The sequence below is a fragment of the Bacillus infantis genome (assembly GCF_020171945.1).
Classification (GTDB): Bacteria; Bacillota; Bacilli; order Bacillales; family Cytobacillaceae; genus Bacillus_AB; species Bacillus_AB infantis_A.
Window position 1 is genome coordinate 90,714 of the sequence record NZ_JAIVAP010000013.1, and the last position, 24,581, is coordinate 115,294.

Here is a 24,581-nt window from a genome sequence, read left to right on the forward strand (position 1 = left end):
GCTCCCTAATCATATTGGTTAGGGTGCCTTTTGCGTATGCGGATCTTGAATCGAGGTGACGGGAATGAAACAAAATCATCCTTATTTTAGAAGAAGAACACCTGAAGAGATTCTTCATGAAATCACTGAATCCAGCCGCGGAAAACTTAAATTATATGTAGGTGCAGCCCCTGGTGTCGGGAAATCGTATAAAATGCTGCAAGATGCTGCAGATTTGAAGAAAGAGGGAAAAGATGTGGTCATCGGCTTCATAGAGACCCATGGCCGTATAGAGACGGAGGAGCAAATCAAAGACCTTGAACAGGTTCCTTTAAAAATCATTCCCTATAAAGGAAAGAAATTTTATGAACTGAATGTAGAGGCCATCATAGAACGGAAACCAGATCTTGTCATTATCGATGAGCTGGCCCATGCTAATATTCCGGGATCTGAAAATCCAAAAAGGTATATGGATGTTTCCCTGATCCTCGATGCCGGGATTGATGTTTTTTCTGCCGTGAATATTCAGCATCTCGAGAGCGTCAATGATATCGTCCAGCAAATTACAGGGGTTAAGGTAAGAGAGCGGGTCCCGGACACCTTTGTGCAAAAGGCCCATGAAATTCAGCTGATTGATATCCCGCCGGAAACATTGCGGAAGAGACTCTCGGACGGAAAGATTTATGCACCAGAGAAAATCGAACAAAGCCTGTCCCATTTCTTTACGATTAATAATCTATCAGCCCTGCGTGAATTGTCTCTAAGGGAGATTGCCAACGATGTTGATGAAAGGATCGAGCAGATCAGCGGCAGCCTCGAAAACGGCCCTATCGGTGTGAACGAGAAAATACTTGTCTGCGTCCAATACGGCCCCACTGCCGAAAAATTAATAAGGCGGGGCTGGCGGATGGCCCATAGGATGAAAGCTGATTTATATATCTTAAATGTTACCGCAGAAAAAATCACAGACGCCAGTCCGGTCAATGAGCAGAAAATAAAAGAATGGCATATGCTCGCAGAACAGTTTAATGCCAAAATCATACTAGAAGAGAGACGCAGCAGAAAACCGGCAGCTGTCATCATTGAAGTAGCGAAAAAACTGAATGTCACTCAAATTTTATTAGGTCAGTCTGCCAGAACCAGATGGGAAGAAATCAAAAAAGGATCCATAGTCAACATGATCATGAGAGAAACATCCAACATAGACATCCATATCGTGGCGGATGGAAGATAGGGCCGGGGGGACAGACCCCTTGGCTCTTCTCTTTGTTCCTGCCCATTATGCTGGAGTTTTCACAGGCCTGTTCGGCCAGAATTATTGGTATAAAATCCTTCAGCATCAAAATGAAGTTAATCCATATAGCATCGTTGAATACTTTATTTCTGATATTACCGTCCAGCAGAATATTTTAGAAATGACACGCAGGCAGGAGGCCAGACAGATTAAAGAACTTGAAGATCTGGTTGAGGACAAAACAAGAACACTGCAGGAGCTCATTATGGAGCTTTCATCTCCTCTTATTCCGGTGCTCGAAAGCATTTCTGTGGTTCCGCTGATCGGAACATATGATGAACAGCGGGGGGAAACCCTCCTGCAGAATACACTGGCTAAATTGCCTGCCCATAAAACAAGATATCTGCTTATTGATTTGAAAGGCCTTCAGGACAATGTAAACACTTACACTGCAAATTTAATTGAGAAGCTTGGTGCCGCTTCCAGATTACTGGGAACTGAAGTTATTCTGGTTGGCATATCTGCAGAATTAGCCGCAAAAATATCCCACAGCCTCATAAACCTGAGGAAATTCGAATGCCTGCAATCACTTCAGCATGGCATTTACTATGCATTGGGCAAGAGTGGGAAAAGGATTGTTTGAGAGCCAAGGGCACAGGTCCCTTGGCTCTTTTTGAGTTTGGGCCACGCGACCCGTCCAGGTGGCCGTATTGATCAAAGCAGTATTGTTTAAAAAATAGATTTATGTTAAAATTTTACTATAATTAACAGGAGGGAGTGAGTGAAAACGATGAAGAGAAATTCAATGGTTATCACCTTGATGGACAATTATGCTTTCACTTACTCAGACGGTCAATAGTAGGATATTTATAATACCTTTTTAGTCGTGAGTTTAAGAATAGTAGAGCCACAGGGTTATTTTGACCTGTGGCTTTTTGTATGAATTAGGTGGTCAGTTAGAATTTTTCTTCCAGCTTAATGAACAAATAATAAATTAATTGGGGGAAAAGTATGCTATTAGCAAAACTAGGATGGAATTCATTTTTTGAGGACAATTTCAGGGTCTTTGGAGAAAGAGGATTGGTACAAGGCAGGGTAGTTAAAAGGTCCAATGACAGCTATATCATTAATGATGGGATGAATAATCTTCTTGCCAGACTTACGGGGAGATTTTTGTATCAAATTAAAGCTCCAAAGGATTTTCCGGCTATAGGGGATTGGGTGGCTTTTGAGGTGAAAGATAACAGCAGTATTGGATACATTCATGCTGTTTTGCCAAGGAAAAGCTGCTTTTCACGAAAGCTGGCCATTTCCGGTGGAAGAAAAATGAAACAGGGGATTATTGATGGCGGTTCTACAGAAGAACAAGTTATTGCGTCAAATATAGATACTATCTTTATTGTATGCGGACTGGATAGTGATTTCGATCTTCGAAGAATAGAAAGATACCTTACCTTGGCATATAATAGCGGCGCCAGCCCGGTGATTCTCTTAAATAAAATGGATGTCTGCACCCGGTTAGAGGAAGTAATGGAAGAGGTAAATAAAGTCGCCCTCGGAGTATCAGTCTTCCCGATAAGTGCTGAAAAAGAGATGAATATGGCTAGTTTATCTCCTTTTTTAAAAAATGGTCAATCTATTGCTTTTCTTGGTTCTTCTGGTGTAGGCAAATCAACCATAACCAACCTGCTGCTAGGTCAAGAGAAACAAAAAAAACAGGAAATAAGCAAGTCGACTGGTAAAGGGAAACATACGACAACGAGTGCTGAGTTAATTAGTCACTCTTCCGGCTTTATGATCATTGATACTCCAGGCTTAAGAGAAGTCCAGCTTTGGGGTGAGGAAAACATTCTTGAAGAGAGTTTCAGTGATATAACTAAACTTTTTGGTAATTGCAGATATTCAAATTGTAAGCATGTGACGGAACCAGATTGTGCTGTTAAACAGGCTATTGAGGATGGTACTATTGCTGAAAGTAGATATAAAAGCTACCAAAAGCAATCAGACGAGCTGCAAAGATTAAATTTAAAAATAAAAAACCTCGAAGTTCAGGTAAATAAAAGAAAAAAGAGAAACCTGAGAGAGGGGTATTAAAAAGAGCCAGGGGGCCAGGTCCCTTGGCTCACTTTTTAAGGCAGGGCCAAAAGATCTGTCCCTGTGGCCTTAATCGTATATAACAGCTTTTCCTTGTTCACGCAGCTTTTTTAAAGATGCAAGCATATGATTGATTTCTTCATCGGAATGTCTTTCCCATGAGCTTAGTTCTGCTATTATTTTCAAAGGGAACTTAGACCTGTAAGAACGAGTGGGGTTGCCGGGAAATCTTTTGTCGGTTAAGTTCGGATCATTCTCAAACTCTCCCAATGGTTCTACAATATAAATTCTTTCTTTTGAAGAAGATGCTGCTAGTTCAGCACCCCATTTGGCAGCATCCAATGTTGCGGTAAAGTAAATATAGTTGGATTTTTTATCCTGGTAATTTGAGATATGCCGGGGCTCTAATAGATCCCCAATATTTAATGCTGCTTTCGTGCCATGAAAAAAAGGACCATTATCCAAGACAGCTTTTTTGTCATCCATGCGCATACACCTCTTATATTTTTGATTTATGATAACAGTATATTACTGGAATAGGAGCCAAGGGGTCTGTCCCCCCGGCTCATTGAATCAGGCTCTTTTCAATCACAAGATACATGCTATCAGCTATTTGCTGATAAGTAGTGTCATTGGGGTGGAAGATATCGCTGGAAAGGTCGCGTTTGGGATCTGTGACCAGGTTGAAGGTATCCACGATTTGAATATTGTATTTTAGGCCTAGTGTGCGGGCTGATTCATTCCATTTTTGGATGATAGAATCGAATGAATCTCCGTCCGGTGATTGCTTGAATGGATTATACAGCCCCATATAGAGGATGACGGCATCCGGATTAGTTTCGCGGATGCTGCTAAAGGCTTTTTCCAAGTTAGGAATTTCGGTTTTCAGGATGCCTAGTGCGGTTTCTTCTGAATATTTGTTGAAGATTTCCCCGCTATTAAAAAGATTGTTTCCTCCAATGGTGATGGTGATGATCTTAGCGTCTGCAAGAGTTCTTTGGACTTCCTTTTGTTCCAGCTGCTCCAGCAGGTCCTCGATTCTGGCGCCTCTTATGCCAAGATTCTGGTAGCGTTCAACCATATCTTTTTCCTGGAGCTCTTTCCCGGTCAGCGAGACAAAGCCTTCACCTTTTGATGAGCCTACACCCCTTGTTAATGAATCTCCGAGTGCGATATAGGTGTCCCCCGGGGTAACAGGCGCTTCATCTGATTTTGCCAATGTCTGTGCCTGGGGAGGATTGGTAATATCCATATAGGCGCTGACAAGGCCGTAGCCAAATAAAACTGTCAGGCCAAGGGATAGTGTGATAAACAGCGGCCATTTCCATTTTTTCATCGTTTGACCTCTCCTTCTAACGTGATTGTATCAATCTTTCCTTTTGTTGAGTATTCAAAAGAGTCAATGTCCGATTTTTTCGCTAAAATAGAACTTAGGGTGATGCTATGAGCGTAAAGCCAACTGTTAGATTAGAAAATGTAACGAAAATCATAGGTAAGAAAACGATTATTGATCAAATATCATTTGAGATTTATCCGGGAGAAGTATTTGGATTCCTCGGTCCGAACGGCGCCGGGAAAACCACTACGATCCGGATGCTTGTCGGGCTCATTAAGCCAACGTCCGGGAAAATTGAAATTTGCGGCTTTGATGTCAGAAAGCAATTTGTCCAGGCGATGCAGCGGCTCGGATCCATCGTCGAAAATCCAGAGCTGTACAAATATTTGAGCGGCCGCGAGAACCTGCAGATCTTTGCACGGATGCTGCCGGGAGTCGATGAAGAAAGGATCCAGGAAGTCATTGATCTGGTAGATCTGACAGCAAGGGTAGATGACCAGGTGCGGACCTATTCATTGGGAATGCGCCAGCGGCTTGGGATTGCACAAGCCTTGTTAGGCCGTCCTGATGTGCTTATACTGGATGAGCCTACGAATGGGCTCGACCCAATGGGAATAAAAGATCTGCGCACATTCATCAGGAAGCTGGTCGATGAAACTGGTCTTTCCGTGCTCGTATCCAGCCATATTTTAAGTGAAATTGAACTGCTGGCAGATCGCGTGGCAATTATGAGCCATGGAAAAATTGTGAAGACTGGCAGCGTAAGCGACCTGGTCCATTCACTGTCATCTGGTATAGATTGGCGAGTCAGTGATGCCTTCCGTGCGCTCTCCATTTTAAATGAATCCTCTTATGTCCAGGCTGCGGAACTGTACGACGACCATACGATACACACGCTTATGGATGAAAGTAAAACTTCGATCCTGAATGAAGCTTTCTTGAAGGCGGGCATTGATGTATGGACGATCGAAAGGAAAGTGCAGACATTGGAAGACTTATTTATTAGTTTGACAGGAGGCGATCATATTGTCTAATCCGAATATGGCGGGCCTCATACGCAATGAAGTGATGAAGATAGGCTCCAAAAAACGCCTGCCGGTTGTCATACTGATTTTAGTCATACTGGTCTCAATGTTTACATATGCACAATACCGGGAGATACAAGAAAAGATTGAAAAGCAGGGCACTCTTGACTGGAGGGTGGATCTGCAGCAGGAGATCGTTGACCGGCAAAACCGGCTGGCTTCGAGCGGGATCCAGGATGAATTCAGGCAGTTTCTTGAATTTGACCTGAAGCAAAAGCAATACTATCTCGACAACGATATCAATCCGAACTATCCGGGGGCTCCTACGTTTATTCGCATCTTTTTCTCGCAGGGAGTCACGCTTGTCCTGCCATTATTCATTATCATCATCATGGCCGATATCGTGAGCGGAGAATACAATGACGGCACCATTAAAACCTTGCTGTCCAGGCCTGTCAGACGGTGGAAAATCCTGATGGCCAAATGGCTGACAGTGTTGCTTTACACCTCCCTGCTGATGGCGGCAACAGTGATCGCCTGCTATGCGGTCTCAGGAATCGTGCTCGGTTATGATGGCTGGACCGCACCTATTTTGACCGGATTTCAAGCCTCGGCAACCGGCGAATTTTCAACGGAATTCATCCATACCCTGCCGATGTGGGAATACCTGCTCATGTCAGTGGGACTTGCCTGGGTGGTAACTGCAGTGGTTGGAACCATCAGCCTCATGATCTCTGTGCTCGTGAAAAACACAGCGACTGGAATAGGCGCGATGATGGCAGTTTTAATCGCCGGCACCCTGTTGAGCTCCATCGGGTCGAGCTGGACAAGCTCCAAGTATCTGGTGAACCTGAACTTTGATCTGATCAACTATCTGGAAGGCCAAGCACCGCCGATCGAAGGGATGACACTGCCATTTTCATTGATCATCCTTGCCGCATGGACGGCTGCCTGCCTGGCTGTGGCATTTTGGAACTTCACTCAGAAGGATATGTATTAATGAGCCAAGGGGACAGACCCCACGGCTCTTTTTGAAACTGGGCCAAGGGGACAGACCCCACGGCTCTTTTTAAAAAACTGGGCCATGGGACCTGTTCCCGTGGCATACCCATTTCACAACTCGCTGCCATCATGGCGGCCTTTTTTATTGTTCTAATTGAACACTAGGAACAAGGATATTCTAAAATTTGGAAACTTTTTGCGGCTATGTCCGTATAAGTTAGTTAATTGAAATGAGAGTGGGTGAGAGTTGTGGAAGTGATACATGGAAAAGATTTGGGGCCAAAGTTTTTTGCTCTTGGCCTGATATTAGCCGTCAGTTGTTTGCCAATCAGTGTTTTGGGCGTTAATGCGATTCAGAAGTTTTATTTTCAGCCTGATTATTATCTGTTTTTCAGTACACCTAAGATAGCCTATTTCCTGTTTATTATTGGATATGCCATTCTTTTTGTCATTGTTGCCTTGCTTTTTTATATCGTTAAATCAAAGGCTGCGCCTCTATTGATCTTATCTAACATCCTCTTATCTGCGATTGCAGTCTTCTTCCTCTGGCAGTCCTTTCAAACCCATTCCTATCTGATCAAGGAAGGCCTAATGGTCAAGGAGCCTTTTGCCCGCGAACAGAACTTTGAATGGGACAGAATTCAAAAAGTTACACAAATAAGCAAACATGGAGTTCCCTACAAATTAGAGTTTCAGATAAAAGGTGCTGGGACATATAAATTTGACCTGCAAAGTGATTTTATAGTGAAGAGAAGCGCCTTTTATTCGCTGCTTGCTGAACAGAATGTTGAAATTGTCAGCAAGCAGCCGGATTGAGATGCAGCCTTAGGGGTCGATGGCAAAAGAAAAAAAAATCAAGCCTGCAGGAAAGCGGATAGGCCGGCATAAAGAAATTTAAAACGAAAAACGGAGGTAACCATGGAAAAAATCTTAGTGAAAACAGGAGTCTATTCATTTATCATTCCATTTTTTATATTGGTTGCTTTTACGAAGAGGGAAGATGAAGCAACCAATTATGAGGGATACACTTCAACTATCGTGACGCCATACGCAGAATACTTTTTTACCATATTCCGCTATTCAGTGATTGCTTCCCTTCTTGCGGTGGGGGTGGCGTTTGCATACTTGATGTCAGAAAAGAAAAGAGAAAATGGAGAGGAACAGGGGGAGTGAAGTGAGCCAAGGGGACAGGTTCCTTGGCTCTTTTTAAAATGGGCCATGGGACCTGACCCCTTGGCCCAATCCAAAAAAAGTTGTTGACTTCCATTCCCAATATATGATAAATTTATCTCGAATTAAAGATAATTTATTTCTGAATAAGCATCGCAGCTTATTTTTTTGACAACATATCTCGAATTCGAGATAAATAAAAATGACAATTTGGAGGAGATTTTAAATGGCAAAGTGGACAGTAGATCAATCACATTCAGCAGTAGGTTTTGAAGTGAAGCACATGATGGTTTCAAAGGTGAAAGGTTCTTTTGATTCTTATACAGCAGATGTGGAAGCGGCAGACTTAACAGATCTGACAACTGCTTCAATTGCATTCACATTTGATGTTGCAAGCATTAATACGCGCAGTGAGGATCGTGAAAATCACCTGAAGTCAGCGGATTTCTTTGATGTTGAAAACCACCCGACGATTGATTTCAAATCAACAAACATCGCAAAAGACGGCGATGATTATAAAGTAACAGGCGATTTAACTATCAAGGGCGTGACAAAGCCGGTCACTTTTGATGTAGAATACGGCGGCAAAGGAACAAACCCTTGGGGCGTTGAAGTATACGGATTCGAAGCAGAAGCAAAAATCAACCGTGAAGAATTCGGCCTTACTTGGAACGCAGCTCTTGAAACAGGGGGTGTCCTTGTAGGCAAGGATATTAAAATCAAAGTGGAATTAGAAGTAAATCCAGCAGCATAATATAGAACTTGAGGGGGCTGCTGGTTAAAGGAGAAAAACGTATGAATAAGTTGAAAGCTGTAACGGTCATACTTCGTGCTTCCCAAGCCATACAAGAAGCGATTCGCAAAGATGCAGCCAACTACGACTTGAATCCTACGGAATTCTCTGTCCTTGAGCTCTTATACCATAAGGGTGATCAGCCTATTCAGATGATTGGCAGGAAAGTTCTTATCTCGAGCAGCAGCATCACCTATGTGGTGGATAAATTAGAGCAGAAAAAGTATGTAAGGCGCCAGGGGTGCCCAGAAGACCGCCGGGTCATTTATGCGGTGCTGACAGCTGAGGGGAAGGCTTTGATGGATGGAGTCTTCCCCCGGCATGAAAGCAAAATGGGTGAAGTGTTCGATGAGTTAAGTGCGGATGAAGTCAATCAAACGATTGATTTAATGAAAAAAATCGGCTGCAGGGCAGAATGCATTTAATTTTTTTGAGAATATATCTCGAATTCGAGATATATTGAGCCAAGGGGACAGGTACCTTGGCCCAAACGAGCCGAGGTACCTGTCCCCCGGCTCTGGAGATATGTTGGAAGGGGAGCTATTCTATGGGTTTTCTAAATAAACTTCTTGGAACAAAGAAAGAGGAGGAAGAAACGATGACAAAATTAAACATTGGTATTATTCTAGGTTCTACACGTGAAGGAAGGGTAAGCCCGCAAGTAGGTGCATGGGTGAAAGAAGTAGCTGACAAGCGCGGTGACGCGAACTATACAATCATTGATATCGCTGACTACAAGCTTCCATTGCTTGGCGAAGCGGGCGCAGATGCTTCTGGGGCTGCAGCATGGTCAGAAATCGTCGCTGCCCAGGATGGATTCATTTTCATTGTGCAGGAATACAACCACTCTATCACAGGCGCGCTGAAAAATGCCCTGGATTACCTGCGTGTTGAGTGGAACAACAAAGCAGCTGGAATCGTTTCTTACGGTTCAGTAGGCGGGGCGCGTGCTGCAGAACACTTGCGCGGCATTCTGGGTGAATTGTCAGTCGCTGACGTCCGCGTCCATCCGGCTCTGTCTTTATTCACAGACTTTGAAAATGGCAATCAATTCAAACCGAAAGAAGTACAAGAGGATTCAGTCAATCAAATGCTGGATCAATTGATCCCTTGGTCAACAGCTTTATCCACCATCCGCTAACCGGCAAATATAAGAGCCAGGGGGATAGGTCCTTTGGTCCGAATGGGCCGAGGGACCTGTCCCCCTGGCTCATTATGCTTCCCGAGCAGTATGAGCAATTCAGAGAGCAGTTAGAACAGAGTCTGATCCCGATCAGAGTAAGAGAAGTTGATTAACTCGCAAAGGAATGATTCATATGCTTTCCATTGATCCTGTCAGCCTGCCGGAAAGGGAAAATTATAAATTTCTCATCGGCAGCATCATCCCAAGGCCTATTGCCTTTGTGACCACCATCTCAAAGGACGGTGTGGTGAACGGTGCACCATTCAGCTATTTCAACATCGTCTCAGCCAATCCGCCCATGATTTCACTATCCATCCAGCGTGCGCAGGGCAGGCAGAAGGATACAGCCCGAAACATTCTCGAATCAAAGGAATTTGTGGTTCACATTGTTGACGAGCATAATATCGAAAAGGTTAATCAAACAGCGGCCACTCTTCCTCCTGAACAGAGTGAAATAGAGGCGGCCGGTTTTACAGCAGAGGCAAGCGAAAAAATAGCAGTACCTGGTGTAAAGGAAGCGAAAGTCCGGATGGAATGCGTGCTGGAGCATGCCTTGGAATTAGGCGGGACAGACTCACCTGGTACCGACTTTATCATCGGGAAGGTTGTTCAATTCCATATAGAAGAACATCTATATGAAAAGGGACGGATCGACCAGAAAGAGCTTGCTGCCGTCAGCAGGCTGGCTGGGAATGATTATGGCAAGATTGGGGAAGTTTTTACGATTGAGCGGCCAGAATAATAAAAATGATCAGGACCCTAGCTTCCTAATAGGGTCCTGTATTTTTTGCTAAAAATGCTATGGCATCAATTTGAGTGAAGCAGTTTTAGCACGGAAATAGCTGCAATAAAACTCCGCTAAAATATTTTCAACAGTTATCTAAACATTTCTTCTTTTTCTTCAAAGCGAACATGCATTCGTGTATAATTGATAAAAAGAAGAGGAGGTTTTTGTATGAATTCAATCGATTTAATCATTTTAAACTTAAATGAAGTCAGAAGAAGAAGCATTAAAGTCTGGACAACTATTCCTGATGCAAAGCTCTTTTGGAAGCCTGATAATGAAGCAATGAATTGTCTGGAAATGATCCGGCACGTATTAGAAAGTGAACACTACTATCATTTGGCTATTCGAAATAGAGGGAGTTTAACCGTTTATAATTCGCCGTACGAAAATCGTCCGTACATATCAGTACAAAATGAATTGGATTTTGCAGAAACTCACAGAAGAGAATTTATAGACACTATAAAATCATTTTCTGAGGAAGACTTGGAAAATATTAAGATTGACCGCTCCGAGTCAGGATACATAAGAGATTTAGGTGACATGCTATTGAGGGTTGCTTATCATGAATCCGTTCATACTGGGCAGTTATTGGATTATTTAAGAACCGCAGGAGTCCCAAGAACCCGGATTTGGGACTAACTCTTTTCGGCCTCCTTTTTCAAAATATCATTCTAATATAAACACAGTAATAAACGGTTATGATTTATTATTAATCTTCATAATTAGTGTTTTATACGGTGTTGTTTTTTTTAACTGACAACGTTTGGTCAGTGCTATCGGTCATTTTATTGCCAATCTGTTTACCATTTTGCTCTTGTCATTTTTATAGTAAGTATTCATGTATTAATCAAAGTCGCTGGCAATATGGGTTAAAAGGCCTCGCTGCTTCGGCTGGCTGATGTTTTCCCCCCTCTGCCCGCTTAATTTGAGTTTGTCTTTTTACCACAGAGATTTCCTCTCCAAGTATCTTTCGGACATTCAAAGTGACCATGCTCAGAGAGGACGTGGTAAAATAAGTTCTAAAAAACTTTTGCTCCCAAATTATCTTCGTTATTCTGCCTTAATGGTGTGATGTCTATACTGGCACCCGGCCTTTATTGAAAATAAACGCTCCCGCCTAAATTATCCTTCGTGCTTTCCCTTAAAGCTGAGGTGTCTATACTGCGGCCTTCCCTGCTGTAGTGAAAATCAATTAATTTCCCAAGACCAAAGAAAAAGGCTCCTATTGCCAGCAATATAATCCATAAAGGCATTTCGCCCACCTCCTTTTTCTATATTTTAACATTTCTCGTCTATATATAATCCTGTTTTTGTATTTATTGGAAAATAGATAATGGTGTTCTGAGCAAGGCCTTGGTTATGATCCCTTTTTATCAATCAGGCAGGAAGTCCGGTAATCGCAGCGAATAAGTCACTATCTTATCAAAGGAGTGAGGAGAGTATGGCTCATGCTATTGATGTGCTGGCCGGCCAGCTGTCTGCAAATGCGAATGATCCGAGCTGGTATGTTCCTTTTTCAGAAGCTGTTGAAGACTTATCAGAAAAAGATGCTTTTTGGAAGCCGAATGAGGAGGGCAGCAGCATCGCCGAAATGGTGCAGCATCTTCTTTATTGGAATGAAACCTGGCAAAAGAGATATAAAAAGGGTCATGTCAATGCAGTTCCGCCCATTGGCAAAAATGATGAAAGCTTTGCGGTGCCGGAAAATATAACCTTCAGTGATTTAAAGGAGCGGCTATTAGAGGTGCTGTTGCAGTGGCAGGATCTTCTCTCCCAAGAAAAGCTAGAAAGTGAAGTGAACGGTTTCCCTGAATCGGCGGAATGGTGGGCTATCATTGGGAATCTGTCCACACACAATGCGTACCATATTGGGCAGATGGTGTATGTGCGGAAGCTGCAGGGGAGCTGGAGGAATAGTTAGGTTTTAACGGAGTTGAATTTATAACAGATATAAATTTGAGAAAAGAAGGAGGAAATTCTATGCTATTCATGCTCATTGTCAAGGCCTCAAAGAATTCGGAGGGACGTAATCTTCCCAGCCCTGAACTGATGGAAGCCATGACGAAGTACAATGAAGAATTGGTTAAGGCAGGCGTAAGGGTTATGGCGAAAGGGCTGCATCCCAGTTCAGATGGAATGCGCCTTTTTTTTCCGAAACCGGGAGAAGGTCCGGTGATTACAGAAGGTCCATTTGCAGAGACGAATGAATTGATCGCCGGATTTATTCTGATTGATGTGAAGTCGAAGGAAGAAGCCATCGATTGGGCTAAGCGGATGCCGGACCCGCAGGGATATGGGGAAGGGCAGATTGAACTTAGGCAGGTGTTTGAGTGAGGTACGAGTGCTGGTCAAGGTGCAGGAAGCTGCTGAGGTGATTATATGAAACTTGAATTTTACCAACTGGATAAAGTGGATAATAAACAGATAGAGTTTGCAGTAATAAGCGCCATCTATAAAGGAAAATGGGTGTATGTCAGGCATAAGGATAGAACCACATGGGAAATTGCAGGGGGACATAGAGAATTTGGAGAAAACATGGAGGAAACGGCTCAAAGAGAGTTATTTGAAGAAACAGGCTGTATAGATGGCCAGTTGATCCCGATATGTGACTATTCATTAGGCGATACGGCTGCTAAAAAATACGGAAGGCTATACCTAGGAGTAATAAGAGAATTGGACCAGCTGCCAGCTTCAGAAATTGATGAGATCAAACTGTTTGAGGATTTACCCATAAACCTTACTTATCCGGAAATCCAGCCGAAGCTGTTCGAAAAGACATTGGCATTTATAAAAAGCTGTGAAGCAGTGATATAGAATAAGTAAACTGCATTGCTTCAGCTTTTTTTTAGATAAACACCCTTTTGGATAAAAAAGGAATTCTCATATTCTCTCTAGAATCTATATATAAATCAACTATAGGAGCGCGAATATGCACAAAGTCCCTAAACATATTAATGCGGTTTCAGCGTTTATTAAAAACGAAAAGGATGAAGTACTGCTGGTAAAGGTTCAATGGAGAAAGGATACATGGGAAATGCCCGGGGGCCAGGTGGAGCTGGGGGAGCCGCTGGATCAGGCAGTCGCAAGGGAAGTTCTTGAGGAAACCGGAATTCATATCAAGCCAGTTGGCATCACAGGCGTATATTATAATTCGGCCAAGCAAATATTATCAGTTGTTTTTAAGGCAGCATACATTAGCGGAGATCAAATTTCCGCCTGAAGAGATCCAGGAAGCCGGGTTCGTACTGTTAAATGAACACAATATTGGCCAATATATAACCCGCCCCCATATGAAGTCACGGACAATGGATGCGATGAAATCGAAGAATATCGTTCCCTATGAGACTTGGGAAATGGATCCTTATAACTTGGCAGGCAGATTATATTAGTTTCTTTGATCTTGCAGGTTTTATTTACTGATAGAGAAATTGAAGGAGTGCACCCCTTATGATCCATTGGTTCCGCCGCTTGCCCCAAATCAATATGAATTCCTCAGAATGGACCCCTTTCATACAGAACAGCTGGTTTCGGGAACACTTTATGAAATTTGCTTATTTACTTCAGCTTGCTGTTTTTTTGGTGCCTGGCCTCTTGGGAGGGCTTTTTACTGGAATTCCCCTATATATTCTGATTCTAATAGGAATTGCGGTCTTCCTTTTTCACGAATTTCTGCATATTGTCACCATATATAAAAAAGGTGATATAAGCCTGACTTTCAGCGGGATATTTTTTTGGCTGAATACCAATGCCGTTTTATCAAAAAGAAGATTCTTGGTCTTTATGACTCTGCCGTTTATAGGATTATCAGTAGTGCCAGCCTTTGTGGCGATTTTCGTATCAGGGGATATTCAGACCCTCCTAATATTTGTGAGTTGGATTAATTTCATTTTTTCTGCTGCAGATATTATCAATTCGGTATTGATAATAATCAAGCCGAGAGGTGCAGTGTTCTGCAGGGGGTATTATCGGATCGTTCAGCAGCAGGATCTGATAGAGGATATAGGAGAAGATGCCGGAGTATAACCCCTTATTAACCAACAGGAATTTTATCTTTTTATATGGAGGCAGCACACTTGAAACCGCTAACGTGTATCATTGGAGTATCAATTTTAAGTCTGTCAATTGTAATTTCTGCTTTTATTATAGGTAATAGCATAAAGTCTGCTGATAAAAATGGGCAGACGCAGCCTCTAACATATTCAGCAAATGATGTAATGACCATCAATCAGCTTTCCGGTTATTTACAGATAAGCGAAGATTTAATAGAAAAGATCATCAGGGAAGATATGTCAGCAAAAGCTAATTTAAGTACGTACGATACATACCAGTTTATACCTTATTTAGAAATAGATGAACAGAAAAGATTTATTAAATCAGAGATAGACGAATGGCTGAAGTATAAAAATAACCATACTGATTAACGGTAGAAAAACCCTTTGCGATTATCACTTCATGGAAAAATAAAATAAGCCAAGAGATATAAATCCCTTGGCCAATCTATGCTATTGGTAATGCTTCAGCATCATGGGAGTATAAGAATCCAAGGGCAGGGGTCTTAGTGAGAGGGTGGTATCAAAGGAGTATATATGGCTGCTTTGGGCCAGCTTAAGGCATTTATACATGGCTTTTCCGCCAACCGCATTTGCTGAATGAACGGTTATATGGTCTGCAGAAAGTTTTTCCCTGACCATAATATTGACTAGCAGCATACCGTTTTCTCTTTTGCTTTCCAGGTCATGGTCCAGTGATAAGTGGCCAATTTCGCAGGTTCGGAGCAGTTCCAGGCATTCCACAATTGTATTAACATATACGAAGCCATCCGGCGGTTTCCTGTAGTCATCTAAGAATACATTAATTTTTTTCAAATGATTTCGCCCCCTTACTTAGCTTAGGGGTGACTAAGAAAAGTCTCTTGTCCCTTTGGATGAGTCAACTAAACCATAACACACCTTTACCACAAAGGCTAACATTCTTTACTATGGCAGTCAGCTAAACTGTTAACGCAAATATTCATAAATCCAACCGTTTATACCCTAAACTGTTACATTTATCCCGCCTTATTCGTTTAATCAATATAAGGTTAATATCCAATAAATACCATTTGGGTTGCTGCACGGGGAGCTTTTCCCGTCCTTTTTTAATTTTTGAGGAGGGATATAGTTGGAAATTAAATTTTCAAATAGGCCGAAGATATTTACTTTAGGGCTTATCTTTGCTTTGGGGTGGCTTCCTCTGGGCTTTCTGGTAATGATGTTTTATCAAAAAGTAAATATATTCCCTGGCACTGTTTATTTTCAGGATACACCGAGTAAAGCCTATATGGTGAATATAGTGGGCGGACTGCTTATATCAGCCGGTGTTCTGGCTTTCTTGTTTGAGAAAATTTGGATGAAATCTGTTGGTGTGCTTACTATATTGATTGCATTTGTACTTATTTTTACTGCCCTTCATACATACACCTATATTGACTCAACAGGGATTCACCATACATCGCTAAAAGGATTTAAAGAAGAAGTAACTTTGTGGGACGAAATCGATCAGGTTGTCATTGTTCTCAATAATAGCAAGCCAGAACAGCTGGAGTTTGAAAGTGAAAATGACACGTTTATCTATACATTAAAAGAATATATGCCCAGAATGGAGCTTAGAGAATGGCTGGATGGCATGGGTGTTGAATACAGCGAGAGGAATATGTGACCAATCACACTTCTTTGTGAAGATTGATTTTTTATCTGGACAGGATACTTGAAAGCAGGAGCAGATGCCAAACAGGCGGTTTGTTCTTGTTTCAAAAAAGTACAGGCATCTGGTTAAAACTGGTATATTATAGTAAAGGCATCTTATGAACGGAGAGATACGATGGAAAAAAGGTTAAGGGCCATGCTCATCTTTCCAGCTGTGTTATTAGTCATTTTCTCATTGAACTATGATTGATATAGTGAGCTGCTATACATCGCTTATATCTTATTGTCATTAAATCTGATTATGCTGGGCATCCAAGCCTTCAGAGAAAACAAAAAATCCCTTTTTGCTTACGGCATCACAGCTATATCGCTTTTGACCATTTTCCTCGCACTGCAATTGTAATTAAAATAGCGGATTTTTAAGTTGAAAACAGCTGCTGGCCAGGGAAGTTATTTACCAAGAGTGGAGGTGCATCTTAACTTATGAGTAATGTGCATTTCAGAAACATTTATGCTTCTAATGAATATGAAGTCAGGAATATCAAACTAAAACCCGGGCAGGAAAAGTTCATTGAAACTGTAGATGAGTGTTTAGAAGAAGCGGGTACTTACAGTGAATGGCAGCCGATGGCTGTATATTGGGATGAAGAAGTGATTGGCTTTGCCATGTACGGTTCTTTTGGCCCCAATAAAGATACTTGGATTGACAGAATCATGATTGATGAAAAATATCAGGGTAAAGGCCTGGGTAAGTTGGCGATGCTGAAACTGATTGAGATTGCTTCAAGAGAATATGATGTAAATGTTATCTACTTAAGTATTAAAGAAGAGAACAGAACAGCTTACAGCTTATACAAAAGTATCGGTTTTGAGTATATGAATGAAAGAGATCCGCAGAATGGAGAGCTCTTATTTAAGTATACGATTTGAGAAGAAGCTGCTGTCCCGGTTTAAAGAATTGGGCCAAGGTACCTGTCCCCCTGGCTCTTTTTTGATTTTTGAAGGATAAACTGTTGACAGTTAAAATTAATTTATGATATTATTAAAAATTTGATAAAAATTTATATGTGTGTTAAGGTTAAGGTAGTTGCAATATGGAGGGGATTATTTGTTTCAGGTTGACGATAATGTTGTTTATCCAATGCATGGAGTAGGGATCATTAAAGCGATAGAAGAAAAGGAAATCTTAGGGGAAAAACAACAGTATTATGTCATAGAAATGTTGATCGGCAATATGGAAGTCATGATTCCTGCGGGTAAAATAGTGAGTTCAGGTATACGTCCTGTTACTGATATAGTTGCGCTAAAAAACCTTATAAACATCTTTCAAAACGGAGAAACAGATAGAGTACTGCCTTGGAAGCAAAGGTATAAAGTGAACACGGATAAAATAAAAACGGGCAAAATTCAAGAATGTACGGAAGTTGTACGTGATTTAATGCGTATGAAGAAAGAAAAAGCACTTAACACAAGCGAAAGACAAATGTTGAACAACGCACATGAAATTTTGATCAGCGAACTGGGACTAATGAAGGGAATCACTGAAACTCAAATAAAAAGCTTCTGTTAAAGCTATAGAGTAAATACCCTGAATCTTTTGGCAGTAAAGGTGCCAGGGCACTCTACTTCTTCAATTCACCTTTAGAATTAACCTCTTTGTTATTTCTGTCTATCCATTTCAATTTCTACGATTACAATATCATCAAATAACTCATAAAACAGTCACTCGATTTTTAAGTTAATCCTGATTCACACTGGCACGGACAAGGAGCCGTAATGATGAAAGAGAGGCAGGGCTTTCGTTGTTTTAGGTATACAATATAAGAGACAATGGGGCAGTTTTGCTTTCCTATTTTTATAGGGCAGGGATAGAAAACTGGCTTTCCGTCCTGCAGGCAAACAAAAAAACCTCTAATCAGAGGTTTTTTTGCAATTTAGAATTTATTTCATTGTCAATCGCTTTGAGTGTTGATTCTACTGTATAAAATGTGTCAACAGCATGTGTATGGGCATGTGTGACTTCGAATAGATTTTCTTTATAGCATACATACAATACCGGCTGCTGGTCGTCATCATTAAAAGTTAATGAAATTTCACAGTTAGGATATTCCTGTATGGTAGTTAACATTGTTCTCATATGGTCTAGAGACATATAGTCTTAGCCTCCTTCCACTATGGGGGGAGGTGACTAAGCAAAGTCTCATAGTTCCCAACATATTTTTTTTTAATATCATAAGTATAGCATACTTTGTGTTTTTTATCCTGAAAGAAGACCCCGTTGGTAAAAGAAGGAATTTTTACTCGCGATAAAGAAAGGGTTGTAAGGCAGAAAAAAGGAGTGTGTTCATGAAAAGGGTAGATGTGGTCTATTCACTTATCTTTGACGAAAAACAGGAGAAGGTATTGGTTGTAAAGAATTCCAAATATGATAACTGGTCTTTGCCGGGCGGTTCGGTTGAAGCTGGAGAAACTCTATCACAAGCGGCTGTTCGGGAAGCTAAAGAAGAAACAGGTCTAACGATTGAGGTTGATCACATACTTTCTGTAAATGAAGCGATGATGATGAATCATGATCATCATGCCGTTTTCATTACATTTAAAGCAAGGATCATAAGCGGTGAAATCAGTATACAAGATACTGAAACGATAGCAGAAGTAAAATGGGTAAGCTTAGAAACTGCTGATGAAATGATGCCTTATCATAAAAATGGAATCAAGCAGTTGCTGAAACAATCTGCTTCTTATGTCTTTCAAGGGGAAGTGCAGTAGCTAAAGAAGATGACGCCATTTAAGAAAGGAACAAAAGATGCCTTACCATATGAGGGTTAGAGCAGGTGCAGTCATTATCGAGCAGGACAGAATTCTGCTGACAGAGTATAACGACCCAAACAGAGGGATTGTGTATGATTTGCCTGCAGGAGGAGTGGAACCGGGCGAGTCTATTATTGATGCCGTAAAAAGAGAAGCTAAAGAAGAGGCATGCATAGAAGTGGAGGTTGGTCCATTGGCCTTTGTCTACGAATATGCACCTCATCTGACAGGCGAAAAATATGGGCCGGTCCATACTCTAGTATTGATGTTTGAATGTACTAGACTAAGCGGCTTGGCTGCAAGGCTTCCAGAACAGCCAGATCCTAATCAAACTGGTGTAAAATGGATAGCATTATCCCAGCTCGAAGAGATCCAGCTATATGCGGACATAGGAAAGCAAATCCAGGATTATGCCTTACATAAGAGGAATATTGATCTGATTGAGGAACATCGGCTTTAATATAGACAAATCATTCACATAAGGAGATAGGGGGCGTGCCTGTTGTACAGGTTTTACGGATTGGGCCAAGGGACCTGACCCCCTGGCTCTTTATTTTGCGATCTTGGCAATCGCATCTTTTTTCACAGGAGAAATCGTGACTTTTATAATGCTTGGTTTTATATTATTGAGCTTGAATAATATCAATAGCACACTGAAAAAAATACAGAATAGTATCGATAAACCCGATCCGAAAGAGTAGTCTTTTTGCGAAAAAGCATCCCCATTAGGTGCCCGTCCCCGCTTTGTAGAAGTTTTACTGATAGCGGGGTCAGGGGACGTTTTTTGTTTTTTAAAATTGGTTCTGTGCCAAGGGACCTGACCCCCCGGCTCATAAGCCTCTCTGGCTCCAAATGCCAATTTCCCGTTTTAACGAAATTCTTACGGGTAACTGAAAAATATAGGCCAAACAACATAGATTGGCTTTTATTTATTTTGGCAGGAAGTATGAACTTTTCATCATAGCCGCCAAAAGTAATCAAAAAAGGAGGAGTCAAGTGTGAAAAAACAGATTATGACAGCAGCAGTTGCTTCAACTCTGGCCTTAGGAACTGCTCCCCATTTTGCAGGTGCAGTTGAATATGATGAGGTGAAGGATCAATATCCTGCATTGACCGGATGGACAGAAGAGGACTGGAATAACTATCTGGAAGAGAACTATGGAACTTCCTTAGCTGATTATGACACAGTTGGAGACCTTGAGGGTGACCTTGGCGAACCGATTGATTTGGATTCTATTGCCAATGGGGACAGAGGGGACCAAAACATTCTTGATATTATGGAAAAATATGATCTTGATAGTGCAGGGCTTGTTGCTTTGCTCGATCAATACGAGAACAGGGATAATATCTATTTCGCCGGGGACCTCGAAAATGCCCTTTTAGAGGAAGGGTATGAGCCTGTCAATATAACGGATGAAGAAACGGATGGAACTGATGAATCAGGTGAAAGTACTGAGCCGGAAAAGACTGATGAAACAATTGAAGGGACCGTTAATAACAAGCCGGACTCAGATGAGAATGATGATGTTTTCATGTCAAGGGTAGAGGAAACCTACTTGGAGCCTCTGGGCTGGTCTGTGGACGAATTTAATACCTATCTGAATGACAATTACGATATGAGCCTGGACGATTTTGATCAACTGGAAGATCTGGTAGCGAAAGTGGGCCCTGTGCTGACCGATGAAAATGAAATGGAATTGATTGAAGAATATGGACTGACAGAAGATGAATATAAATCGCTCCTGGAAGAGTATGGGGAAACTCCTGAGGACTACCAGTTCCTTTATGAGTTGGGCGACGCACTGAGATACTACACAAGTGAATCGCCAAACAATGCCGAAACCGAAAAAGGGGCTGAAATGCCTGAAACAGCCTCTGATTCCCTTTCTTACGCACTGCTTGGTGTTGGAGTGGCCATGCTTGGCGGTATGATGCTGGCTGCCAGGAGAAAATTCGGTGACCGCTAATGGGCAGGCGGAACAGATTTCTTGTTCCTCTCCTTGGCTGTCTCCTGATATACTCAGGGTTGTTTCTGGCAGTAAACCATACTGTCAGCTGGGTAAAGGGGTATTCTGCGGTTGAAGAGGTAAAGGCAGATCATCAGCCTGTTCCTGATAAAGAAGCTAATGTAAAACGAAGTAAAGGAGAACCCCTTTATGCGGAAAAACCTGCTGCCGGGGAGAAGTTCGGTGAAATAACCATACCAAAGCTGGAAATTGCGATTCCTATCTATGAAGGAGCAGATGAGGACCAGCTGGCGAAAGGCGTAGGCCATTTTTCAGGAAGTGTTTTCCCAGGGGAGAATAACAACAGTGTATTGTCCGGACACAGGGATACAGTGTTCCGCCGGCTTGGCGAAGTGGAAAAAGGTGATCTGATGGTAGTTAAAACGACAGCCGGCACCTTTACTTACAGGGTTGAAAAGATTCGGATTGTCGATGCTGATGACAGGACGGTCATCGTACCGAAGCCCGAAGCATCACTGACTGTTACAACCTGCTACCCTTTTGGATATATTGGAAATGCACCTGAACGATTCGTCCTGTTCGGCAGTCTGATAGACTCGGATATTAAATGAAAAGTTTGGGAAATATCCCGAAAATATTAATTCCTGTAATTTTTTCATCTGCATGAAGATAGAATAAATTCTTGCGTTTACTAGGTTTTAAGCAGGGTAAGGGTTAAATATACCCGCTGTTAAATGCAGCGGCATATTGGGAAATAAATTCAAAAAGGAGGAGTTTTAATATGGAAAAAATGATTGTGGGCGGAGTATTTCAAAATTCGGATGAAGCAGTGAGAGTGATAGAAAGTTTAAAAGACAGCGGATTTGATAAAGACCATATCTCTGTTCTTGCAAAAGATGAGGACACCTTAGATAATATTGAGAATAAAACAGATGTGGAAGAGGTTGATCATGGTTCAGATAGAGGAGAAAATGCGGGGAAAGGAGCCGGCATTGGGGCAGGCACAGGCGGTGTACTGGGCGGAATCGTCGGCCTGATTGCTGAAGTAGGGCTTCTGACCATCCCTGGAATCGGTGCTTTGGCAGCTGCCGGGCCGCTCGCGACCACATTAAGCGGCGCAGCCATTGGCGCCACTGGCGGCGGAATCGTCGGTGCTTTAACGGGCGCTGGCATACCGGAAGACAAAGCAAAAGAATATAACAGGTATTTAAAAGAAGGAAATATCCTGGTGATGGTGGAAGTTGATGAGGAACAAAGAGAACAGGTAGAACAAACCTTTACACATTACCGCTCAATGAACACTGACATGTATGTAATCACTACATGATCAATTGAGCACCTAACCTCATTAGTGAAGTGAGACAGCGCAGTCATTAGTAGACTGCGCTGTTTTATTATTATGCTGCAAAAGTACTGCCCCATTCAATATTCAATCCAAAATCCCGCAATATTGATTCCCTTCCGTTCTTCCTCGCCTTCGAGTGTCATAGAAGCTTTCGCAAATAAGAAATACGAATGATAAGTGTATCCTTCTACAGGCAAGACCTCGACCTTTGTTTCCAAGGAATCATCTGAATTTATTACAGACGCCATTTTCACACACTCAAAACTATGGATGCACTGATACGTCTCTTTGCTGCTGATATAGTCCTGAAATGAGTCAGGATTATTCGGAATCCTGATCATATTGATAATGAGCAAAAGCAGTGCAATCAGTACGAACGTTCTTTTTCGATTTTTTGCTTCTGCATCCTTCGGTTTAAAACTAATAATGACCCCTAATAGAGAATAAAGGGCAATCCACGGCAGCCAGGTGATCCTGAATGCAAAATAGGCATATATAGAAGTCATCGTTCCGAAATACAGGTAACGGGCTAATATTGAAAAAGAGTCAGGATGATAGCCGCTCCACTCGTCTTTATCTGCTTTAATGAAGATCTGGTAAAAGAAAAGTGCCGCAATGGCAACCATAAATGCGATATCCATTCTTATTCACCTCTCTGCTGCTACGCATCCATTTTCCTAATTTTAACATATGAAGTGCGGTTACAATTCTAAAAGGGCAAATTAATCATAAACCCCAAGAAAATTACTTAACAAAGGGCTGTATCTTTTCGGGCAGGAGTATTCGGGTATCTACAGAAGTTATTTAATAGGATTTTTCATTAGAGACGCAAAGGCAGGGAGTGAACATATGCAATACACAATAATTGCGGTCTGGCAGGATCGGTTATTGCTCGAAACCTTTAAAAATGGGTTCGCTTTGCCCTGCTTCAGTTCTACCCGGACACACCTGGCAGAGACGGGGGAGATTGCTGCATTGCTACAGGAGAAATATGGGCTTAGGGCCAATATCCTGCAGTGTGTACATGCTGGAGAGGATACGAGGGTCTATACAGTTTCTATCCTTGATTCAGACTTTGAAAGTGATAACCATTGGGCTTCTTATCCTGAAGCAGCAAGTCTGATCTCGGCGGGGGACTCTCATTTTTTAAAAGAATGGCAGAGCCTTCAGGCAGATCATTCTGTACCTTGGTTCTCTCCGGACTGGCGGGAGGAAATGGAAAACTGGGTCAGGGAAGAGCTTCAGTTTGAAAGGATAGAATTCCAGCAAATCAGAAGCTGGGAACGGTCAGCTCTTTATAAAATAATTTCCGGTGAGGATAAGTATTATTTTAAGGCGGTGCCAAAGATCTTTGGGCATGAAGTGAATGTCAGCTCTTTTCTTTGGGATGCTGGCATAAAATATATTCCGGCCGTGATTGCTGCTGATGACAGCAAAGGCTGGCTCCTTATGAAGGAGGTGCAGGGAGAGCTTCTTGGCAAAGCTGGAAGAGAGCAGGATTGGAGGGAGGCGCTCCTTGCCCTGGCCGAGGTTCAAAAGCTGTCTGTCAAAGAGGCAGGGCGGCTTAGGGAAGCAGGTGTCCCCGTTCGTCCGCTTGCATCTGTTGTTAATAGCGGGCTTAGGCCGGCTGCTGAAGCGCTTTTAAAAGATAGCATTATTACGGATGGCCAATTTTCCAGGCTGGAGGAAAGCATTCCGGAAGCAAACTTGGTTTGCAGCGTGCTTGAAAATCCGCTGGTACCGTTGTCGCTGGAGCATGGCGACTTTTTTGGGGGAAACATCATACTGGAGGAAGGCTTGCCCATTATCTATGACTGGTCAGACAGTTCGTTGTCCCATCCATTTTTAAGTGCCGCTGTATTTTTGAGTGAGGCAGCCGAATTTTTTTCTGAAGAGTTTGCGGATGAATTGCTGGAAGCGTACTTGGGCTGCTGGGCAGAGTGGGGATCAGAGGAAGACCTGCGCAAAGAGTACCTGAACGTTCAAAGAATTGCGCCATTATTTGGCTTGGCTGTCTATGAAAATGAAATCTTTCCTTTCTTCCAAAACAATTGGGATAAATCCCGGATCATCCAGGAGTATGTTCAGTTATGGCTTGACGGTTAAGATAAATCTCCTCGGTATGAGGCAAGGAATTGCCCGCTTCGGGATATAAGTTGAAACCGTATTCC

At 42.2% G+C, this 24,581-nt stretch carries 32 protein-coding genes and 1 pseudogene; 27 read left to right on the forward strand and 6 right to left on the reverse strand.

Features of this window, described 5'->3' with window-relative positions:
- Nucleotides 1-64: 64 nt before the first annotated feature.
- The 3 genes from kdpDN to rsgA all read left to right on the forward strand — a co-directional run bounded on the left by kdpDN (nucleotide 65) and on the right by rsgA (nucleotide 3,307).
- A complete protein-coding gene (kdpDN, locus tag LCM00_RS16955) occupies nucleotides 65-1,213 on the forward strand; it encodes a KdpD-like non-kinase potassium sensor (RefSeq protein WP_224904271.1) in 1,149 nt (382 codons plus the stop codon).
- Nucleotides 1,203-1,856: an STAS domain-containing protein gene (locus tag LCM00_RS16960; RefSeq protein ID WP_224904274.1), complete on the forward strand. Its 654-nt coding sequence runs from the start codon at nucleotides 1,203-1,205 to the stop codon at nucleotides 1,854-1,856. The genes kdpDN and LCM00_RS16960 overlap by 11 nt, the downstream gene beginning before the upstream one ends.
- Nucleotides 1,857-2,224: 368 nt before the next feature.
- On the forward strand, nucleotides 2,225-3,307 hold the full coding sequence (gene rsgA / locus LCM00_RS16965) for a ribosome small subunit-dependent GTPase A (protein WP_224904276.1): 1,083 nt from the start codon (nucleotides 2,225-2,227) through the stop codon (nucleotides 3,305-3,307).
- Nucleotides 3,308-3,376: 69 nt separating this feature from the next.
- Here rsgA and arr read toward each other — a convergent pair whose 3' ends face one another.
- Nucleotides 3,377-3,793: an NAD(+)--rifampin ADP-ribosyltransferase gene (gene arr, locus LCM00_RS16970; protein WP_224904278.1), complete on the reverse strand. Its 417-nt coding sequence runs from the start codon at nucleotides 3,791-3,793 to the stop codon at nucleotides 3,377-3,379.
- A gap of 79 nt (nucleotides 3,794-3,872) precedes the next feature.
- Nucleotides 3,873-4,643 carry an SGNH/GDSL hydrolase family protein gene (locus LCM00_RS16975; RefSeq protein WP_224904280.1) on the reverse strand — a complete coding sequence of 257 codons (771 nt, stop codon included), beginning with the start codon at nucleotides 4,641-4,643 and terminating at the stop codon, nucleotides 3,873-3,875.
- Between the two features lie 107 nt (nucleotides 4,644-4,750).
- Here LCM00_RS16975 and LCM00_RS16980 point away from each other — a divergent pair, with 107 nt between their 5' ends.
- From LCM00_RS16980 to LCM00_RS17020, 9 genes are all read left to right on the forward strand, one after another.
- A complete protein-coding gene (locus LCM00_RS16980) occupies nucleotides 4,751-5,677 on the forward strand; it encodes an ABC transporter ATP-binding protein (protein ID WP_224904282.1) in 927 nt (308 codons plus the stop codon).
- A complete protein-coding gene (locus LCM00_RS16985) occupies nucleotides 5,670-6,668 on the forward strand; it encodes an ABC transporter permease (protein ID WP_224904284.1) in 999 nt (332 codons plus the stop codon). Before LCM00_RS16980 ends, LCM00_RS16985 begins: the two co-directional genes overlap by 8 nt.
- Nucleotides 6,669-6,925: 257 nt before the next feature.
- Nucleotides 6,926-7,486 (forward strand): hypothetical protein, encoded by a 561-nt coding sequence (locus tag LCM00_RS16990; protein ID WP_224904285.1) that lies wholly within the window; start codon nucleotides 6,926-6,928, stop codon nucleotides 7,484-7,486.
- Between the two features lie 102 nt (nucleotides 7,487-7,588).
- Nucleotides 7,589-7,843, forward strand: a complete 255-nt coding sequence (locus LCM00_RS16995) for a hypothetical protein (RefSeq protein ID WP_224904287.1) — start codon at nucleotides 7,589-7,591, stop codon at nucleotides 7,841-7,843.
- Between the two features lie 223 nt (nucleotides 7,844-8,066).
- Nucleotides 8,067-8,594, forward strand: coding sequence for a YceI family protein (locus LCM00_RS17000; RefSeq protein WP_224904289.1), 528 nt, complete (start codon nucleotides 8,067-8,069; stop codon nucleotides 8,592-8,594).
- 41 nt (nucleotides 8,595-8,635) lie between these two features.
- Nucleotides 8,636-9,058, forward strand: a complete 423-nt coding sequence (locus LCM00_RS17005; protein ID WP_224904291.1) for a MarR family winged helix-turn-helix transcriptional regulator — start codon at nucleotides 8,636-8,638, stop codon at nucleotides 9,056-9,058.
- 122 nt (nucleotides 9,059-9,180) lie between these two features.
- Nucleotides 9,181-9,774 carry an NADPH-dependent FMN reductase gene (locus tag LCM00_RS17010; RefSeq protein ID WP_224904294.1) on the forward strand — a complete coding sequence of 198 codons (594 nt, stop codon included), beginning with the start codon at nucleotides 9,181-9,183 and terminating at the stop codon, nucleotides 9,772-9,774.
- 175 nt (nucleotides 9,775-9,949) lie between these two features.
- The gene (locus LCM00_RS17015) at nucleotides 9,950-10,558 is read left to right on the forward strand and encodes a flavin reductase family protein (RefSeq protein WP_224904385.1); all 609 of its coding nucleotides are present in this window, start codon (nucleotides 9,950-9,952) and stop codon (nucleotides 10,556-10,558) included.
- Between the two features lie 213 nt (nucleotides 10,559-10,771).
- Nucleotides 10,772-11,242, forward strand: coding sequence for a DinB family protein (locus LCM00_RS17020; RefSeq protein WP_224904296.1), 471 nt, complete (start codon nucleotides 10,772-10,774; stop codon nucleotides 11,240-11,242).
- A gap of 455 nt (nucleotides 11,243-11,697) precedes the next feature.
- Here LCM00_RS17020 and LCM00_RS17025 read toward each other — a convergent pair whose 3' ends face one another.
- Nucleotides 11,698-11,856: a hypothetical protein gene (locus tag LCM00_RS17025; protein WP_224904298.1), complete on the reverse strand. Its 159-nt coding sequence runs from the start codon at nucleotides 11,854-11,856 to the stop codon at nucleotides 11,698-11,700.
- Nucleotides 11,857-12,044: 188 nt separating this feature from the next.
- Between LCM00_RS17025 and LCM00_RS17030 the strand changes: the two genes are divergently transcribed.
- From LCM00_RS17030 to LCM00_RS17055, 6 genes and pseudogenes are all read left to right on the forward strand, one after another.
- A complete protein-coding gene (locus LCM00_RS17030) occupies nucleotides 12,045-12,524 on the forward strand; it encodes a DinB family protein (protein WP_224904300.1) in 480 nt (159 codons plus the stop codon).
- A gap of 59 nt (nucleotides 12,525-12,583) precedes the next feature.
- Nucleotides 12,584-12,937, forward strand: coding sequence for a YciI family protein (locus tag LCM00_RS17035; RefSeq protein ID WP_224904302.1), 354 nt, complete (start codon nucleotides 12,584-12,586; stop codon nucleotides 12,935-12,937).
- A 45-nt stretch (nucleotides 12,938-12,982) separates the two neighbouring features.
- Nucleotides 12,983-13,417, forward strand: coding sequence for an NUDIX hydrolase (locus LCM00_RS17040; RefSeq protein WP_224904304.1), 435 nt, complete (start codon nucleotides 12,983-12,985; stop codon nucleotides 13,415-13,417).
- A gap of 115 nt (nucleotides 13,418-13,532) precedes the next feature.
- Nucleotides 13,533-13,992, forward strand: a pseudogene (locus LCM00_RS17045) (NUDIX hydrolase).
- 58 nt (nucleotides 13,993-14,050) lie between these two features.
- A complete protein-coding gene (locus LCM00_RS17050; RefSeq protein ID WP_224904306.1) occupies nucleotides 14,051-14,626 on the forward strand; it encodes a DUF3267 domain-containing protein in 576 nt (191 codons plus the stop codon).
- Nucleotides 14,627-14,676: 50 nt separating this feature from the next.
- Nucleotides 14,677-15,024: a Clp protease ClpB gene (locus tag LCM00_RS17055; protein WP_224904309.1), complete on the forward strand. Its 348-nt coding sequence runs from the start codon at nucleotides 14,677-14,679 to the stop codon at nucleotides 15,022-15,024.
- Between the two features lie 81 nt (nucleotides 15,025-15,105).
- Here the strand turns inward: LCM00_RS17055 and LCM00_RS17060 are convergent, their stop codons facing one another.
- On the reverse strand, nucleotides 15,106-15,468 hold the full coding sequence (locus tag LCM00_RS17060; RefSeq protein WP_224904310.1) for a cyclic-phosphate processing receiver domain-containing protein: 363 nt from the start codon (nucleotides 15,466-15,468) through the stop codon (nucleotides 15,106-15,108).
- Between the two features lie 382 nt (nucleotides 15,469-15,850).
- Between LCM00_RS17060 and LCM00_RS17065 the strand changes: the two genes are divergently transcribed.
- The 3 genes from LCM00_RS17065 (at nucleotide 15,851) to LCM00_RS17075 (ending at nucleotide 17,857) form a co-directional block, all read left to right on the forward strand.
- Nucleotides 15,851-16,300 (forward strand): HPP family protein, encoded by a 450-nt coding sequence (locus LCM00_RS17065; RefSeq protein WP_224904312.1) that lies wholly within the window; start codon nucleotides 15,851-15,853, stop codon nucleotides 16,298-16,300.
- 470 nt (nucleotides 16,301-16,770) lie between these two features.
- Nucleotides 16,771-17,217 carry a GNAT family N-acetyltransferase gene (locus tag LCM00_RS17070; RefSeq protein ID WP_224904314.1) on the forward strand — a complete coding sequence of 149 codons (447 nt, stop codon included), beginning with the start codon at nucleotides 16,771-16,773 and terminating at the stop codon, nucleotides 17,215-17,217.
- A gap of 178 nt (nucleotides 17,218-17,395) precedes the next feature.
- Nucleotides 17,396-17,857: a CarD family transcriptional regulator gene (locus LCM00_RS17075; protein ID WP_224904316.1), complete on the forward strand. Its 462-nt coding sequence runs from the start codon at nucleotides 17,396-17,398 to the stop codon at nucleotides 17,855-17,857.
- A 345-nt stretch (nucleotides 17,858-18,202) separates the two neighbouring features.
- Here LCM00_RS17075 and LCM00_RS17080 read toward each other — a convergent pair whose 3' ends face one another.
- Complete coding sequence (locus tag LCM00_RS17080) at nucleotides 18,203-18,415, reverse strand: hypothetical protein (protein WP_224904318.1); 213 nt, start codon at nucleotides 18,413-18,415, stop codon at nucleotides 18,203-18,205.
- 218 nt (nucleotides 18,416-18,633) lie between these two features.
- On the opposite strand from LCM00_RS17080, the gene LCM00_RS17085 reads away from it, so the two are divergent.
- From LCM00_RS17085 to LCM00_RS17105, 5 genes are all read left to right on the forward strand, one after another.
- Nucleotides 18,634-19,056 (forward strand): NUDIX hydrolase, encoded by a 423-nt coding sequence (locus LCM00_RS17085; protein WP_224904320.1) that lies wholly within the window; start codon nucleotides 18,634-18,636, stop codon nucleotides 19,054-19,056.
- A gap of 37 nt (nucleotides 19,057-19,093) precedes the next feature.
- Nucleotides 19,094-19,558 carry an NUDIX domain-containing protein gene (locus LCM00_RS17090; RefSeq protein WP_224904322.1) on the forward strand — a complete coding sequence of 155 codons (465 nt, stop codon included), beginning with the start codon at nucleotides 19,094-19,096 and terminating at the stop codon, nucleotides 19,556-19,558.
- A 538-nt stretch (nucleotides 19,559-20,096) separates the two neighbouring features.
- Complete coding sequence (locus LCM00_RS17095) at nucleotides 20,097-21,065, forward strand: processed acidic surface protein (RefSeq protein WP_224904324.1); 969 nt, start codon at nucleotides 20,097-20,099, stop codon at nucleotides 21,063-21,065.
- Nucleotides 21,065-21,676 carry a class D sortase gene (locus LCM00_RS17100; RefSeq protein ID WP_224904326.1) on the forward strand — a complete coding sequence of 204 codons (612 nt, stop codon included), beginning with the start codon at nucleotides 21,065-21,067 and terminating at the stop codon, nucleotides 21,674-21,676. The genes LCM00_RS17095 and LCM00_RS17100 overlap by 1 nt, the downstream gene beginning before the upstream one ends.
- Before the next feature lie 170 nt (nucleotides 21,677-21,846).
- Nucleotides 21,847-22,392, forward strand: coding sequence for a general stress protein (locus LCM00_RS17105; RefSeq protein WP_224904328.1), 546 nt, complete (start codon nucleotides 21,847-21,849; stop codon nucleotides 22,390-22,392).
- Nucleotides 22,393-22,487: 95 nt separating this feature from the next.
- Here the strand turns inward: LCM00_RS17105 and LCM00_RS17110 are convergent, their stop codons facing one another.
- A complete protein-coding gene (locus LCM00_RS17110) occupies nucleotides 22,488-23,051 on the reverse strand; it encodes a hypothetical protein (protein ID WP_224904330.1) in 564 nt (187 codons plus the stop codon).
- Between the two features lie 208 nt (nucleotides 23,052-23,259).
- Here LCM00_RS17110 and LCM00_RS17115 point away from each other — a divergent pair, with 208 nt between their 5' ends.
- Complete coding sequence (locus LCM00_RS17115) at nucleotides 23,260-24,516, forward strand: aminoglycoside phosphotransferase family protein (protein WP_224904332.1); 1,257 nt, start codon at nucleotides 23,260-23,262, stop codon at nucleotides 24,514-24,516.
- The last annotated feature ends 65 nt before the right edge of the window (nucleotides 24,517-24,581 follow it).